Source organism: Ancylobacter moscoviensis, assembly GCF_007559435.1.
Taxonomy (GTDB): Bacteria; Pseudomonadota; Alphaproteobacteria; order Rhizobiales; family Xanthobacteraceae; genus Ancylobacter; species Ancylobacter moscoviensis.
In genome coordinates this window covers 260,339-276,039 of sequence record NZ_VMBP01000004.1, presented here as the reverse complement: position 1 = coordinate 276,039, position 15,701 = coordinate 260,339, and the positions used below count along the sequence as shown (strand labels likewise).

Here is a 15,701-nt window from a genome sequence, read left to right as displayed (position 1 = left end):
GCGAGACTGGCAGGAGAGTGACGATGGCGTGGGCGATTCGTATTCACGAGACCGGCGGTCCCGAGGTTCTGAAATACGAAGAGATCTCGCTCGGCTCTCCCGGACCGGGCGAGGTTCGCCTGCGCCACACGGCGATCGGTCTCAATTTCATCGACACCTATTTCCGCAGTGGCCTCTACCCGGTGCCGCAGGGGCTTCCCTTCATTCCCGGCAACGAGGCGGCCGGCATCGTCGTCGAGGTCGGCGAGGGCGTCGGCGACCTCAAGCCCGGTGACCGCGTGGCCTATGGCTCCTCCCTCGGGGCCTATTGCACGGAGCGGATCATCTCCGCGGCGGTGCTGGTCAAGCTGCCGGAGACGATCAGCGACGAGACCGCCGCCGCGATGATGCTCAAGGGCATGACCGCCCGCTATCTACTGCGCCAGACCTTCAAGGTGAAGGCCGGCGACACCATCCTCGTCCATGCCGCAGCCGGCGGCGTCGGGCTCATCCTGTGCCAGTGGGCCGCGCATCTGGGCGCCACCGTCATCGGCACCGTCGGCTCCGCCGAGAAGGCGGAACTCGCCCGGGCCAACGGCGCCGCCTACACGATCAACTACAACGAGGAGAACTTCGCCGAGCGGGTGAAGGAGATCACCGAGGGCGCGCTCTGCGATGTCGTCTATGACGGCGTGGGGCAGGCGACCTATCCGGCCTCGCTCGATTGCATCAAGCCGCGCGGGCTCTTTGCCAGCTTCGGCAACGCATCCGGTGCCATCCAGAATTTCAGCCTGCTCGCCCTGTCGCAGAAGGGCTCGCTCTACGCGACGCGACCGACGCTCTTCACCCACATATCCACACGCGCCGCCCTGCTCGAAAACGCCAACGATCTGTTCGGTGCGGTCGGTTCGGGCGTGGTTCATATCCCGGTCAATCAGCGCTTCAGGCTTGCCGATGCGGCGGAAGCGCACCGGGCTCTGGAATCGCGCCGCACCACCGGCTCGACCGTCCTTCTGCCCTGATGCCGGCGCGCCGGCGACTGGCGCGAAACGCGCCAGAAACCGGATCGGACGGACCAGACTTTGGGCTTGCCCCATAAAGGCGGCATGCCATGCTGACCTCTTGTCTACGGTCACATCGAAGCGTGCATGATCCGCGAGCAGAAGACCGATCCCCGTTTCCCCACCGGCTTGACGACATCGACCGTTACGTATCGGTGGCGATATGGATGACGCGATGATGGCGGCCGACGGAGAAACAGCCAGCCCGGTTGCCGTGCTGGAAGCCGTCGCGCTCACCAAGCGCTTCGGCGCGCTCGTCGCCAATGACCATGTCAGCCTCTCTATCCGGGCCGGCGAGACGCACGCGCTGCTGGGTGAAAACGGCGCCGGCAAGTCGACACTGGTGAAGATGCTGTGCGGTCTGCTGCAGCCCGATTCCGGCGAGCTTCTCTACGACGGCGCACCCATCCTCTTTCCCGATCCCGCGAGCGCGCGCGCCAAAGGCATCGGCGTCGTGTTCCAGCACTTCGCCCTGTTCGACGCCATGACGGTCGTGGAAAACGTCGCGCTTGGGCTGCCGGGGCACGAGCCGCTGGCGACGCTCGCCGGGCGGATCGATGACTGCGTGAGCCGCTATGGCCTGGCGGTCGAACCGTTCCGGCGGGTCGGCGATCTTTCCGTGGGCGAGCGCCAGCGGGTGGAGATCGTGCGCTGCCTGCTGGGCGACCCGCGCGTCCTGATCCTCGACGAGCCGACTTCGGTGCTGACGCCGGACGAGTCCGAGAGCCTGTTCCGTACCGTGGATCTGCTCACCGGCGAGGGCAGGGCGGTGCTGTTCATCAGCCACAAGCTAGACGAGGTGCGCCGGCTCTGCCATCGGGCAACCGTCTTGCGCGGCGGCAAATTCATCGCCGAGGTCGATCCCAGGCAGGAATCCTCGGCTGGCCTCGCCCGGCTCATGGTGGGAGCGGAGGTGCCGCGCCCGCCGCGCCTCATCCGGCACGAACTCGGTGAGCCGCGCCTTCTGCTGCGGCATCTCAACGTCGCCGGCGACGGCTCGCGCGGCTCGGCGCTGCACGATATCGACCTTGAAATCCGCGCCGGTGAGATCGTCGGCATCGCCGGTGTGGCCGGCAACGGGCAGACCGCCCTGTTCGAGGCGCTGTCGGGCGAGAAGCTGGTGGACGATCCCGAAAGCATCGTCATCGACAAGATGCCGGCGGGCGGTCTCGGACCGACCGAGCGCCGCGCCTTGCGCGCCGGCTTCGTGCCGGAGGAGCGGCTCGGCCATGCCGCCGCGCCCGATATGACACTCTCCGACAACGTGCTGCTCACCACCCATGGTGACGGCGCCATCGTGAAATACGACGTCATCCGCCACTCGATCCTGAAGTCCTTCTTCCGGCGGATCGTGAAGGGCTTCGACGTGCGCTTCGGCGGCAAGGACCCCAAGGCGCGGCGCCTGTCGGGCGGCAATCTGCAGAAATTCGTCATCGGCCGCGAGGTGCTGCGCGACCCGGTCCTGATCGTCGTCGACCAGCCGACCTGGGGCGTGGACGCCGCCGCCGCGGCCTTCATCCGCACCACGCTGCGCGAGAAGGCGGCGGAGGGCTGCGCCGTCCTGGTGATCAGCCAGGACCTCGACGAACTGCTCGAATTCGCCGACCGCATCGCGGTGATGAGCGAGGGCCGGCTCACCACGCCCGTTCCCGTCGCCGAGACCTCGCGCGAGGCCATCGGCCTCGCCATGGGCGGCGCACAGACGAACGGCGCGCATCATGCGCCGGCCGGGGAGGGCAGCCATGCCGCTTAGGCTCGAACGGCAGGAGAACATCTCCACGCTGCGCCTCGCGGCGGCGCCGCTGGTCGCGCTCGTCGTCACGCTGATCGTCGGCGCGGTGATGTTCGTCGCGCTCGGCCACGATCCGGTACGCGCCTTCACCATCTATTTCATCGAACCGCTGGGCGATCCCTGGACCTTGCAGGAGCTGGTGGTGAAGGCATGCCCGCTGCTGCTGATCGGCATCGGCCTCGCCTTCTGCTACCGTGCCAACCGCTGGAACATCGGCGCGGAGGGGCAATACGTCGCCGGCGCAGTGCTCGGCTCCTGGCTGGCGCTGGCGACCCACGGCACGGAGGCCGGTCCCTGGGTATTGCCGGCGATGCTGCTGCTCGGCGCCATCGGTGGCGCGCTCTGGGGCCTCATCCCCGCCTTCCTGCGGGTGCGCTTCGGCTCCAGCGAGATCCTCACCAGCCTGATGCTGGTCTATGTCGCCCAGTACGGGCTCGACTATCTCGTGCGCGGCCCGTGGAAGGACCCTCAGGGCTTCAACTTCCCGCAGAGCGTGACCTTCGACGACGTCGCACTGATGCCGCTGCTGTTCGGGGAGGGGCGGCTGCACGGCGGCGTCATCCTCGCGCTCGTCACCGTGGTGGTCGCCACCTTCGTGCTGGGCCGCACCCTGATCGGCTTCTCCATCGAGCTCGGCGGCTCGGCGCCCCGCGCCGCGGCCTTCGCCGGCTTCGACGAGAAGCGCGTCACCTACGGCGTCTTCGCCGTCTCCGGCGCGCTGGCGGGGCTCGCCGGCATCGTCGAGGTGGCCGGCCCCATCGGCCAGCTGCAGCCCACCATCTCGCCCGGCTACGGCTTCACCGCGATCATCGCCGCCATGCTCGGCCGCCTGCACCCGGTCGGCATCCTCGTATCCAGCCTCGTCCTGGCGCTGACCTATATCGGCGGCGAGGCGGCGCAGATCTCGATGCGCCTGCCCTTCGACGTCACCCGCGTCTTCCAGGGCACGCTGCTGATCGCCATCCTGGCGGCGGACGTGCTGGTGCGCTACCGCATCCGCCGGGTGGAGGGCGCGAGCCATGCTTGACACTGCCATGCTTGACGCGACCATCCTCGGGGCGGTCCTCGCCAGCATCGTGGCGGCGGCGACGACGCTGCTGCTCGCCTCGCTCGGCGAATTGGTGGCCGAGCGCGCCGGCACCCTCAATCTCGGCGTCGAGGGCATGATGATCGTCGGCGCGGCGGTCGGCTACGCCACCGCCTATTCCTCCGGCAGCCTGCTGCTCGGCACGCTGGCCGCGGTGCTGGCGGGGGCGATGCTCTCCCTCGTCTTCGCCGTGCTCGCCATATGGCTCGCCACCAACCAGGTGGCGTCGGGGCTCGCCACCACCATTCTCGGCCTCGGCCTCGCCGGCCTGATCGGCTCCTCCTTCGTCGGCACGCGGGTCGACGCCGCGCCGGCGCTCGCCATTCCCGGGCTGACCGATCTGCCGGTGATCGGGCCGGCCCTGTTCGGCCAGGACGCCTTCGTCTACGCCTCCATCCTGCTGCTCATCGCCGTGACCTGGGGCCTCGCCCGCACCCGCGCCGGTCTGGTGCTGCGGGCGGTCGGCGAGAACCACGCGGCCGCCCACGCGCTCGGCCATCCCGTGCGCCGCATACGTACGCTGGCGGTGATGTTCGGCGGCGCCTGCGCCGGCCTCGCCGGGGCGCATCTGTCGCTCGCCTACACGCCCTTCTGGGCCAGCGACATGACCGCCGGTCGCGGCTGGATCGCGCTGGCGCTGGTGGTGTTCTCCGCTTGGCGGCCGCTCTGGCTGCTGGGAGGAGCCTATCTGTTCGGCGCGGTATCGATCTTGCAACTCCACGTCCAGGGCTTCGGGCTCGGCATCCCCGCACAGCTGCTTTCGTCGCTGCCCTATCTCGCGACGATCGCGGCGCTCGTCGTCATCTCGGCGCTCAAGCGCGGGCAGGGGGCCCCCGCCTCACTCGGCGTGCCCTTCGTGCCGGATCGCTGACGAGGACGCACGGTTTCGACTGGCCCGACGGCCCCCGGCGCGCGACGCGGCCCGCGCGACGCCGGCAACAGATTGGCCGCGATTGATGGAGCGGAGACGTTCATGCGCAAGATTCTCGCCATGGCGGTCGCCCTCGCTTCGGGCGCCGTCCTCGCGGGCGGCAGCCCGATCGAGGCGCGGGCGGCGGAGAAGCTGAAGGCGGCCTGGGTCTATATCGGCCCGGTCGGCGATTTCGGCTGGACCTACCAGCACGATCAGGGCCGGCAGGCGGTGGAGAAGGAGCTCGGCGACAAGGTCGAGACCACCTATGTCGAGAGCGTGCCGGAAGGCCCCGACGCCGAGCGGGTGATCGAGCAGCTCGCCCGCGCCGGCAACACGCTCATCTTCACCACCTCCTTCGGCTACATGGAGCCGACGCTGAAGGTCGCCAAGCGCTACCCGAAGGTCTTCTTCGAGCACGCCACCGGCTACAAGACCGCCAAGAACGTCTCCACCTACAACGCCAAGTTCCATGAGGGCCGCTACGTCATCGGCCAGATCGCGGCGAAGACCTCGAAGACCGGAACGATCGGCTACATCGCCTCCTTCCCGATCCCGGAAGTGATCTCCGGCATCAACGCGCTGATGCTCGGGGCGCAGTCGGTCAACCCGGATATGAAGATCAAGATCGTCTGGGTGAACTCGTGGTTCGACCCGGCCAAGGAAGCCGACGCCGCCAAGGCGCTGATCGACCAGGGCGCCGACGTGATCTCCCAGCACACCGACAGCCCCGCCGCCATGCAGGCCGCCGAGGCGCGCGGCGTGAAGGCCTTCGGGCAGGCGTCGGACATGATCAAGTTCGGCCCCAACGCCCAGCTCACCTCGATCGTCGACAACTGGGCGCCCTATTACATCGAGCGCACCAAGGCCGCGCTCGACGGCACCTGGACCTCGACCGACACCTGGGGCGGCATGAAGGACGGCGAGGTCGTCATGGCGCCCTACACCAACATGCCCGACGACGTGAAGAAGATGGCCGAGGCCACGCAGGCCGCCATCACCGCCGGCACCCTGCACCCCTTCAAGGGGCCGATCTACGATCAGGCGGGCAAGCTCGTCGTGAAGGAAGGCGAGGTGCTGCCGGACAAGGACATCCTGTCCATGAACTGGTACGTGAAGGGCATCACCGATACGGTGCCCGGCAAATAGCCGCGCGCGAGCCACGCATCCGACGCATGGCGGCATCGGCATCCCGGTGCCGCCGTCGTTGCCAAAGACGGTTGCATATGCGATTGCGCAGGCTGGAGCGCGACGGCATCACCCGCAAGCGCGGAAGGGCGAGAAGCGCAGCGTCGACACGATGAAAATTCCATTGGACATCGCTGCTCTTGGAGCGCGCGCGGCGGCGATGATCGACGAACTCGGCGCCATCTCCGCCAGCCCCGACCATCTCACCCGGCTCTTTCTCACCCCCGAGCATCGCCGCGCGGCCGATATCGTCGCGCGCTGGATGGCCGAAGCCGGCCTCGCGGTGAGCGAGGATGCGATGGGCACCGTGCGCGGGCACTGGCATCCCGCCGGCCGTGACGCGCCACGCCTGCTCATCGGCTCGCACATCGACACCGTGGTCAATGCCGGCAAGTATGATGGCCCGATGGGCGTCATACTGGGCATTCTCGCTGTGCAGGAGATGGTACGCGCCGGCTTCCGGCCTCCCTACGGCATCGACGTTCTCGCCTTCGGCGACGAAGAAGGCACGCGCTTTCCGACCACCCTGTCGGCCTCCTCGGCGGTCGCCGGTGTCTTCCCGCCCGCCAGCCTTGCCGCCGTCGACGCCGAGGGCATCAGCCTGCGCGACGCGCTGGTCGCGTACGGCAAGAACCCCGACGAGATACCGGCCGCCGCCTACGATCCGGGCAAGGTCATCGCCTATGTCGAGGCCCATATCGAGCAGGGGCCGGTGCTGGAGGCCGAGGGCGAGCCGTTGGGCGTCGTCACCGCCATTGCTGGTGCCTCGCGCCTGTCCGTCACCGTGACGGGCGAGGCGGGCCATGCCGGCACCGTGCCGATGCGCATGCGCCGCGACGCCCTGCTCGGCGCCTCCGAGATGGCCCTCGCAGTCGAGCGCATCGCCAAGGCCGACCCGCACGGCATGGTGGCCACCGTCGGGCGCATGCATGTCGAGCCCGGCTCGATCAACGTCATCCCGTCGCGCGTCGTCTTCACCATCGACCTGCGCTCCAGTTCCGACATGTCGCGGCGCGAGGCGCTGACGCGCTTCGAGCGCGAGGCACACCGCATCGCCGACCAGCGCCATCTCGGCGTGGTGATCTCGGCCTTCCACGAGGTCGCGACCGTGCCGTGCTATCGCGACCTGCAGCTCCGGCTGCGTAACGCCGTGGCCGACCTCGGCCATCGCGCGCCGTCGCTGCCCTCCGGTGCCGGCCATGACGGACAGGCGATGTCGAAGCTGTGCCCCATCGGCATGCTCTTTGTGCGCTGCCGGAACGGTGTCAGCCACAACCCGGCGGAATACACCTCGCCCGACGACATGGGACTGGCGGCAGCCGCGCTCATCCGTTTCATCGAGCGCTTTCAACTCCCGCAACTCGACAGCAGCACAAGCGGAGCACCGACGTGAGCAACCTTGGCGACGATACGCAGAAGCTGGCCCGCGAGGTCGACTTCCTCAAGGCGCTCGTGCGCGTGCCGAGCGACAATCCGCCGGGCGATTGCGCACCGCATGCCGAGGTTGCCGGCCAGCTGCTGGAAGAGCTCGGCTTCACCGTCGAACGCCATGTGGTGCCCGAGCCCTTCGTGAAGAGCTATGGCATGAAGTCGGTGATCAACCTCGTCGTGCGCGAGCGGTTCGGCTCGGGCAAGGGGCCGGTGATCGCGCTCAACGCCCATGGCGACGTCGTTCCGCCGGGTCAGGGCTGGACCTACGATCCCTACGGAGCGGAAGAGAAGGGCGGGGCGATCTACGGGCGCGGCGCCGCGGTCTCCAAGTCCGACTTCGCCACCTATACCTTCGCCCTGCTCGGCCTGAAGGAAAAGCCGGAAGGCCTCGACGGCACGGTCGAGCTGCACTTCACCTATGACGAGGAAGCCGGCGGCTTCGTCGGGCCGAAATGGCTGCTGGAGCACGACGTCACCAAGCCGGACTACGCCATCTCCGCCGGCTTCTCCTACGCCGTCGTCGTGGCGCATAACGGCGCGCTGCACCTTGAGATCGTGGTGCGCGGCAAGCAGGCGCACGCCGCCATGCCGGAGACCGGGGCGGATGCGCTGGAGGCTGCCACGGCCATTCTCGACGCGATCTATGCCGAGCGGCGCCGGCTTTACGGCATCATCAGCGCGACGCCCGGCATCGGCTCACCCAAGATCACGGTCGGCCTCATCTCCGGCGGCATCAACACCAACGTCGTGCCCGACCGCATCGTCATGCGCGTCGACCGCCGCCTGACGCCGGAGGAAGACGGCGCGAGCGTCGAAGCCGAACTGAGCGCTCTGATCGAGCAGGCAGTCGCGGGACGGCCCGGCATCGAGATCGAATGCCGCCGCATCATCCTCGCCGAGCCGCTGCGCACCCTTCCGGGCACCGAAAAGCTGGTCGAGACCATCCAGAAGCACGCAGCCGCCGTGCTGGGCGAGACGCCGCCGGCGACCGCCGTGCCGCTGTACACCGATGCCCGGCACTACACGGCCGCCGGCATTCCCACCGTGCTCTACGGTGCCGGTCCCCGCTCCATCCTCGAGGCGAACGCGCATGCTGCCGACGAGCATGTGCGGATCTCCGACCTCAAGGCGGCGACACAGGTGATCGAGGCCACGCTCCGTGACCTGCTGACAGCCTGAGCCGGAGATCGCCGGCGTGACCTGGAGCCGCCTGTTCGTCAGCCAGTACTTCCCGCTCTTCGTCTTCTTCGTCGGGACCGTGCCGCTTCTGACGGGATGGGTCTGCTACCATCTCGCCATGCGCCCGCGCGCCGTTGCGGTCTTCCATCCGAGGGACCTGCAGACCTCCTATCTCGGCGCGCTCACGCTGCCCTTCGCCCTGTTTCTGGCCTTCATGGTCAGCGACATCTGGAACCGCGAGAACCGCTACGCGCAGACGGTGCTGCAGGAAGTGCAGCAGCTCGACGCCATGCTCGACATCGCGCGGGTATGCGGTCCGAGCTGCGCGCCCGTCGACGAGGCGGTCGGCGCCTATGCGCGCTCCCTGTCCCGCTACGAATGGGACGAAGGCTGGGTCGCGCCCCGGCCGGAGGTGTCGCAGGCATTCGAGGGGCTGGCGCGTGCCGTCGCCGGGGCCGAGGCGGACACGACGGTAGCGAGCCACATGCGTAGCGCGCTACTGTCCGGTGAGATCCAGTTGCGACGTCTGCGGACAGATCGCTACTTCATTCTCCATGCGGATCTCGCACCGCACCGCTGGATCGTGGTGCTGATACTCGGCGTGCTGTCGCAGATCGGGTTGGCGGCGCTACACGTCGGCAAGCGGCCGCAACTCATCGTCGCCCTGGTGACGTTCTCGATCGCCTTTTCGACGACACTGGCTTACACCGTCGCGCTTTCCTGGCCGACGGTGGACGAGAGCATCGTGCCCTCCGAAGAGCTTCGCCGCATCCTGGAATAGGTTTGCGCGGCGGTCAGAAGCCGACGGCGGTGCCGTGCAGGTCGTACGCGTCGGCGCGCTCGATCTTCACCGTGACGATCTCGCCAACCCGCAGCGGCCGCCGCGCTGCTACGTGGACGCTACCATCGATTTCCGGCGCATCCGCCCGAGAGCGCCCCAAAGCTACCGCCGGTCCCACGCTGTCGATAATCACCTGCTGGCGCGTGCCAACCTTGCGCTTCAGGCGACGGGCGCTGACGCGCTGCTGCACTTCCATGAAGCGCTTCCAACGCGCCTCCTTCACCTCGTCGGGAACGGCGGCGCCGAGATCGTTGGCCGGGGCGCCGGCGACGGGCTCGTATTTGAAGCAGCCGACGCGATCCAGTTCCGCTTCATCGAGGAAGGAGATGAGCTCCTCGAACTCCGCGTCGGTTTCACCTGGGAAGCCAACGATGAAGGTCGAGCGCAGCGTCAGATCCGGGCAATCCTGCCTCCATTTCTGGATGCGCGCCAGCGTCTTCTCGTTCGAGGCCGGGCGCTTCATGCGCTTCAGCACGGTCGGGGAGGCATGCTGGAAGGGGATGTCGAGATAGGGGAGGATCACCCCGTCGGACATCAGCCCGATCACTTCGTCGACATGCGGGTAAGGGTAGACGTAGTGCATGCGCACCCATGCCCCCAGCGTGCCGAGTTCGCGCGCCAGATCGAGGAAGCGGGCACGGACCTCGCGATCCTTCCACCTGCTCGTCGCATATTTCACGTCGACGCCGTAGGCGGACGTATCCTGCGAGATGACGAGGAGTTCCTTCACCCCGGCCGAGACCAGGCGCTCCGCCTCGCGCAGCACATCGGCTGCCGGACGGCTGACCAGATCCCCACGCAGCTTCGGGATGATGCAGAAGGTGCAGCGGTTGCTGCATCCCTCGGAAATCTTCAGATAGGCGTAATGGCGCGGGGTGAGCTTGATCCCCTGCGGCGGCACGAGATCAACGAAGGGGTCGTGCTGGGGAGGCACCGCCTGATGAACCGCCGCCAGCACGCTTTCATATTGCTGCGGGCCGGTGACGGCGAGAACGCCCGGATGCACGTCGCGGATCTGCTCGGGCTCGGCACCCATGCAGCCGGTGACGATGACCTTGCCATTCTCCTTCAAGGCGTCGCCGATGGCGGCGAGGCTCTCAGCCTTGGCGCTGTCGAGAAAGCCGCACGTGTTCACGATCACGAGGTCCGCGCCCTCGTGATGACGGGACAGCTCGTAGCCCTCCGAGCGAAGGCTGGTGATGATGCGCTCGGAATCCACCAGCGCCTTCGGGCAGCCCAGCGAGACGAAGGAAATGCGCGGCGCGTCCACGCGCGCGGAGGAAAGGGCGTCGGACGACGCGATATCGGCCATGATCGGTGCGGCACCCGGGATTTTCAGGATCGCGAGCGGTTACGGCACGCGATCCATTCCGTCAACTGCGCACGCGGCAGCCCGGCCCCGCGTCGCCATCATGTGACGCGAAAAGTGCCGACGAGCCCAACTGGCTCAAGCGGCCTGCTCGCCGGCCTGCTGGGCGATGACGCTCTCGAACAGTTCGACCTCGGGATGACCGATATAGAGCGGCTTGTTGCCACCCGCGCTGCGGTGCGCCATGCGGAATTCTTCCGAACGAGTCCAAGCTTCGAAATCGGCCCGCTCGCGCCAGACCGAATGAGACGCGTAAAGCGTGTGGTCGTCCTTGGAAGGACCGCGAAGCAGGTTGAATGCGACAAAGCCCGGCACGCGCTGCAGATAGCTGTCGCGCTGGCGCCACACGGCCTCGAACTCCTCCTCGGATCCGTGCTTCACCTTGAAACGGTTCATGGCGAGGAACATGGCTTTCTCCTTTATCGACCCGGCACAGAACAGACTTAGCTGATGGCGCAGCTAAGGTCGATGCGGGTCCTTGACGGGAAGCCGCACGCAAAAAGAAGGGCGGCTTACGCCGCCCGCCGATATCCGGGAGAGACCGCCGGTATCGGAACTACTTCAGCTTGTCGACATCGATACCGAAAGTGACGGCCCCGATGGCCGTGTCCTTGTCGGAGATGGTGACGCTGACCTGAGCGATCTTCTTGCCGTCCTCTTCCTCGACCTTGTCCACGAAGATCGTGCCGGGGCCGACAGCATACGTCTTCTGCCACTTGGCCTCATCGGCCTGCCACAGATCGGAAGTACCGTCCGTCTGGCCGACGTTCAGGCCGCGATTGTCCATCACAAAGGCTTCGGTGATGACACCGCCCGAGGCTTCCTTCTTCTTGATCAGGAATTCAGACAGCTTGTTCTTGCGGATGCCGTCGATCAGCGCCTGGTCCTTGGCGACCCACGCCTTGTCGAGCGCCGTGATCTCCTCCTGCATCAGCTTCTTGTGCTTCTTGTTGGACTCGACGATGGCCGTGACGACCACAGGGTCACTCAGCCAAGGCTCTATGTTCTTCTGGACATAGGCCGTCGCCGACTTCACGTGGGGCGCTTCGTCCTGCGCCACCGCGGGCGCTATGGCGAGAATGCTGGCCGCCGCGGCCAACACGGCGAGCCTGTTACGGATGGTCATTGGCGTTTCCTCCTCAGGGCGGTCTTTGCGCCGCCCGCCCTACCGTAACATGATGTAATCACTAGCCCGCAATAGGTATTCGACGTTGCACGGCAACATAGATAGTGCATTCAATTCGCAACAGCGATATCGTTTTCGCGACAATAATATTGATTGTGATGTTTATATTTTACCCAAGACAAACAATTGATGTATCTAGATAGGATTTATCACAAATTTTCGCAAACGATGTCATCTAGCCTCACGCGGGGGCAAGAGCACATGGCTCAGAGATGCAATATCTTTCCTTGGAAAAGCGAGCGCCCCCTTAAACATCCGGATCGTCCTGGGATGCCACATTCCATGTACGATGCGCCGTATTCTTCATGGCGAACATCACTGATCACCGAAATGTGCGCGCTGGGAACCCCGCAGTGCCGCTGCGGATGAGGCGTTATCGGCGATATTCCTTGACTGCGTCATTTACGCGCCAAATTGAAATGCAAAGAAGAGACTGCCGGCGCGGAATGTCGCCACCGGGCCGGATCAACCAAAAAAGCCGAGCACAGGGAGGTTCCACGATGACGAACGCGATTGAGCGTGCCGCCTTTCAGCCCCAGCCGATCCATGTGCGTGTCGGACGAGAAGACCTCGAGATCGAATCTCTCGACAGTGCCATCCACTTCATACGGTCGCTGCGCCACGACCATCTCGGCCGGTACGCCGAGATGCTGCTGACACAGATGGAATCGGCCCGCCAGCCGCAGCAGCAGCACGACGCCTGGGTTGCGTTCTCGACCTGGACCGACGCCTGTCACCTGCGCCACGACAGCGGTCACTGGAGCCGCGCCGCCTGAACAGGCGACGCCCTCGGAATTCAGACGCGGGGAGGGAGTTAACCTTCCCGCGTTTCGCCTGTCTTCCGGCGGATGTTGGTACACAAAGACAATGGCGATTGCGCCGGCGATGGGGTAAATCTGTCGCCGGGGTGCGAAGTAATCCGCCAAGCGAGCGATCGAATTGAAGCCTGTTCATCTTGCATCGGCCGTGCTGCTCGCCGGCCTCATATCCGCTATCGCACCCGCCTCCGCCCAGACGCCGACCAGCCCGACGATCACGGCGGCGCAAGAGCGGCCGGCGGCGCCTCAGGCACCACTGATTCTGCTTTTGGATGGCCTCGGCGTCTATGTCGAGAGCAATTACATCGGTGTCTCGTCGCTGGCACGACCGCTGCAGCAGCAGGGCTTCCGCACCCGTACCGACTCCCACCTGATGGCAAGGACTCAAGGGCTCGTGCCCGATATCATCATCGGGCATTCCATGGGCGGCGAGACCGCCATGCGTTACGCTGCCCGGCTGGTGCGTTCCGGCTATCCTGCACCGCTCATCATCACCATTGACGCCGCTCCCGCGCCGCCGCCCTGTCCGGTCGCGCGCTGCATCAATATCGCCGGCCCCGGCTTCACCCGCGTGCGCGGCGCCACAAACATCAGTGCCTGGGCGGCGGGAGCTCGCTTCGTCAATCACGCCCAGCTTCCGACTCATCCCGCGGTCAAGCAGCTCATCCTGCAGGAGACAGGCTCGTGGCTGTCGCGGCGAAAAGTGGCTTCAGCCGGCGCTTCGAACGCCAGACAATCTCGCGCGAAGCCCGCACAAGCTGACGGTACCCGGTCCAGTGCGCAGGCGCCCGCCGCTTCCCCGAAGCCGAAGGCGTCCGCCCAGACCCTGCCGAACAGCGCCACCTCCGAGACGCCTCGCAACGGCGGCTGACCTTGCCCGCGCGAACGCGCTTGCCAAAGCGAGCGAGTTTCGAAACAAGGGCTGCGGCGATAGCCGGGGAAGGGTGGCCGAGTGGTTTAAGGCAGCGGTCTTGAAAACCGCCGTGGGTGCAAGCCCACCGTGGGTTCGAATCCCACCCCTTCCGCCAAAAACGACGTTATTTCAAGCGCTTATTTCCTTATACGCATGGTGTCGCGCCGCCGCTTGCGGCGAACAAAACGGCACCAATTGGGGCAGAAGCGCACGCCTTGGCGCCGAAAGTCCCGAAATGCGTTCTGCGTTCGTTCGCACGCTTATGCGGGGGAGGGGTTATGTGCAACCTGTACAGCCATCCCAGCAACGTCCAGGCGATCGACGATCTGGTCGGCACATTGCCATCTGCCACACGGGGCGCTCACACCGAACTCAGCATGATGCTGGTCTCGCTGTTCAGCACACCATCGATCGTGCGGACCTCACGCAACACACGATCGAAATCGCTGAGGCTGGGGGCATGGATCTCGGCGATCAGGTCCCATGTTCCGTTTGTCGTGTGCAGCGAGTGAAGCTCTGGCATCCCGCGAAGCTGCTTGATGACGGCGGTGGTCGAACGTCCCGTCACCTCTACCATCATGATCGCCCGGATAGCCAAGCCGTCATGGTCCTGACGGAAGCGTACCGTGAAGCCGAGCACGGCCCCGGACTCAAGCAACCGGTCGAGACGCTTCTGCACGGTGGCCCGGGTGACGCCCAGGATCGCCGCCAGCTTGGACACCGGCGCACGTCCGTCCTCCCGCAGGGCAGCGATGAGGCGATGGTCGAATTCGTCGAAGACATGCATGGTACAGTATGTACCCTTGATGGAAGCAATCTGCTCTCGAATCGAGAAATAAGTTAACTCGATAGGAATTTCGAGCGCAAACTGCTCTGCTTTAGCATGGTGCATGTTCGTATTTTGAGGCGCGCGGCGCCGGCCCTGGTCCGGCGCGCAGCCGGGAGCCGAATGCACCATGAGGACGATGCCGAGAATTTCCGTCCAGGCGCCACGAAGCGTCGTGATGATCCGCCCACACCACTTCACGCCGAACGAGGCGACGGCGGCGGACAATGCGTTCCAGACCTGCCCGGCGACGGGCGCCCGCGAGACCCTTGCCGAGGCGGCCTACCGCGAGGCGACAGGTGTAGCGGCAGCACTCGAACACGCGGGCATCACCGTTCAGCTGTTCGAAGACGAGAGCGGTGCGACACCCGATTCAGTCTTCCCGAACAACTGGTTCTCGACACATACTGGTGGACATATAGCAATATATCCTATGTATTCTACAAGTCGTCGAGGCGAACGGCGCAACGATATCATCGATACACTAAAACAATTCTACCGGGTTCAGGACATCATAGATTATTCCGGCCTCGAACAGGACGGCGTTTATCTTGAAGGTACTGGCGCCATGGTTCTCGACCATATCGAGAGGGTGGCTTATGCGGCGCGTTCCAACCGTAGCAATGAGGTAGCGCTGGAGCGCTTCTGCACCCATTTCAACTTCGAGCCGGTGGTGTTCGACGCCGTCGACGCGCAGGGGCGGGCGATCTACCACACCAACGTGCTGATGTGCATCGGCACCGAGTTCTGCCTGATCGGCCTCGACACGATCCGCGATGCCGCGCGTCGCACCGAGATCGCAACGCGGCTCGCCGACACCGGTCGCGCCGTCATCGACCTCAGCCATGAGCAGATCGGCGACTTCGCCGGCAACGCCATGGAACTGCACGGACGCAACGGGCGCATCCTCGCGCTGTCGTCGCGCGCCGCGCGGGCGTTGCGCCCCGATCAGATCGCGACGTTGGAGCGCTCGGTCAGCATCCTGCCGCTCGACGTCCCGACGATCGAAATGGCCGGCGGCTCGGTGCGCTGCATGCTCGCCGGCATCCACCTGTCGCCCCGTGGCTGACACGGGACGACATCCCGACGCGGTGAAGAGGGCGGCGCCGGCAAGGGGCGCC

General features: G+C 65.9%; 15 protein-coding genes and 1 tRNA gene. 12 read left to right on the top strand and 4 right to left on the bottom strand.

Features of this window, described 5'->3' with window-relative positions; translation table 11 throughout:
- Window positions 1–23 precede the first annotated feature (23 nt).
- The 8 genes from FO470_RS13705 to FO470_RS13670 all read left to right on the top strand — a co-directional run bounded on the left by FO470_RS13705 (window position 24) and on the right by FO470_RS13670 (window position 9,408).
- The gene (locus tag FO470_RS13705; RefSeq protein WP_144343525.1) at window positions 24–1,001 is read left to right on the top strand and encodes a quinone oxidoreductase family protein; all 978 of its coding nucleotides are present in this window, start codon (window positions 24–26) and stop codon (window positions 999–1,001) included.
- Between the two features lie 214 nt (window positions 1,002–1,215).
- Window positions 1,216–2,793 (top strand): ABC transporter ATP-binding protein, encoded by a 1,578-nt coding sequence (locus tag FO470_RS13700; protein WP_144343524.1) that lies wholly within the window; start codon window positions 1,216–1,218, stop codon window positions 2,791–2,793.
- A complete protein-coding gene (locus FO470_RS13695) occupies window positions 2,783–3,859 on the top strand; it encodes an ABC transporter permease (protein WP_144343523.1) in 1,077 nt (358 codons plus the stop codon). The genes FO470_RS13700 and FO470_RS13695 overlap by 11 nt, the downstream gene beginning before the upstream one ends.
- Before the next feature lie 7 nt (window positions 3,860–3,866).
- Entirely contained in the window at window positions 3,867–4,790 is a 924-nt protein-coding gene (locus tag FO470_RS13690) for an ABC transporter permease (protein ID WP_144343718.1), read from the top strand.
- A 102-nt stretch (window positions 4,791–4,892) separates the two neighbouring features.
- On the top strand, window positions 4,893–5,978 hold the full coding sequence (locus FO470_RS13685) for a BMP family ABC transporter substrate-binding protein (RefSeq protein WP_144343522.1): 1,086 nt from the start codon (window positions 4,893–4,895) through the stop codon (window positions 5,976–5,978).
- 163 nt (window positions 5,979–6,141) lie between these two features.
- Complete coding sequence (locus tag FO470_RS13680) at window positions 6,142–7,410, top strand: allantoate amidohydrolase (protein ID WP_246659588.1); 1,269 nt, start codon at window positions 6,142–6,144, stop codon at window positions 7,408–7,410.
- Complete coding sequence (locus FO470_RS13675) at window positions 7,407–8,627, top strand: ArgE/DapE family deacylase (protein WP_144343520.1); 1,221 nt, start codon at window positions 7,407–7,409, stop codon at window positions 8,625–8,627. The genes FO470_RS13680 and FO470_RS13675 overlap by 4 nt, the downstream gene beginning before the upstream one ends.
- A 16-nt stretch (window positions 8,628–8,643) precedes the next feature.
- The gene (locus FO470_RS13670) at window positions 8,644–9,408 is read left to right on the top strand and encodes a bestrophin-like domain (RefSeq protein ID WP_144343519.1); all 765 of its coding nucleotides are present in this window, start codon (window positions 8,644–8,646) and stop codon (window positions 9,406–9,408) included.
- Between the two features lie 13 nt (window positions 9,409–9,421).
- Here FO470_RS13670 and rimO read toward each other — a convergent pair whose 3' ends face one another.
- From rimO to FO470_RS13655, 3 genes are all read right to left on the bottom strand, one after another.
- Window positions 9,422–10,780, bottom strand: coding sequence for a 30S ribosomal protein S12 methylthiotransferase RimO (gene rimO / locus FO470_RS13665; RefSeq protein WP_186291958.1), 1,359 nt, complete (start codon window positions 10,778–10,780; stop codon window positions 9,422–9,424).
- A 135-nt stretch (window positions 10,781–10,915) separates the two neighbouring features.
- Window positions 10,916–11,245 carry a heme-degrading protein HmuQ gene (gene hmuQ, locus FO470_RS13660; protein WP_144343518.1) on the bottom strand — a complete coding sequence of 110 codons (330 nt, stop codon included), beginning with the start codon at window positions 11,243–11,245 and terminating at the stop codon, window positions 10,916–10,918.
- A gap of 148 nt (window positions 11,246–11,393) precedes the next feature.
- The gene (locus FO470_RS13655; RefSeq protein WP_144343517.1) at window positions 11,394–11,963 is read right to left on the bottom strand and encodes a hypothetical protein; all 570 of its coding nucleotides are present in this window, start codon (window positions 11,961–11,963) and stop codon (window positions 11,394–11,396) included.
- Between the two features lie 560 nt (window positions 11,964–12,523).
- On the opposite strand from FO470_RS13655, the gene FO470_RS13650 reads away from it, so the two are divergent.
- The 3 genes from FO470_RS13650 (at window position 12,524) to FO470_RS13640 (ending at window position 13,869) form a co-directional block, all read left to right on the top strand.
- The gene (locus FO470_RS13650) at window positions 12,524–12,799 is read left to right on the top strand and encodes a hypothetical protein (protein ID WP_144343516.1); all 276 of its coding nucleotides are present in this window, start codon (window positions 12,524–12,526) and stop codon (window positions 12,797–12,799) included.
- A 163-nt stretch (window positions 12,800–12,962) separates the two neighbouring features.
- Window positions 12,963–13,712, top strand: a complete 750-nt coding sequence (locus FO470_RS13645; RefSeq protein ID WP_246659587.1) for an alpha/beta fold hydrolase — start codon at window positions 12,963–12,965, stop codon at window positions 13,710–13,712.
- Between the two features lie 67 nt (window positions 13,713–13,779).
- A tRNA-Ser gene (locus FO470_RS13640) sits at window positions 13,780–13,869 on the top strand.
- A gap of 246 nt (window positions 13,870–14,115) precedes the next feature.
- Here FO470_RS13640 and FO470_RS13635 read toward each other — a convergent pair.
- The gene (locus FO470_RS13635; protein WP_144343715.1) at window positions 14,116–14,541 is read right to left on the bottom strand and encodes an Lrp/AsnC family transcriptional regulator; all 426 of its coding nucleotides are present in this window, start codon (window positions 14,539–14,541) and stop codon (window positions 14,116–14,118) included.
- Window positions 14,542–14,719: 178 nt separating this feature from the next.
- Here FO470_RS13635 and ctlX point away from each other — a divergent pair, with 178 nt between their 5' ends.
- Window positions 14,720–15,649 (top strand): citrulline utilization hydrolase CtlX, encoded by a 930-nt coding sequence (gene ctlX, locus FO470_RS13630; protein WP_144343515.1) that lies wholly within the window; start codon window positions 14,720–14,722, stop codon window positions 15,647–15,649.
- Window positions 15,650–15,701 lie beyond the last annotated feature (52 nt).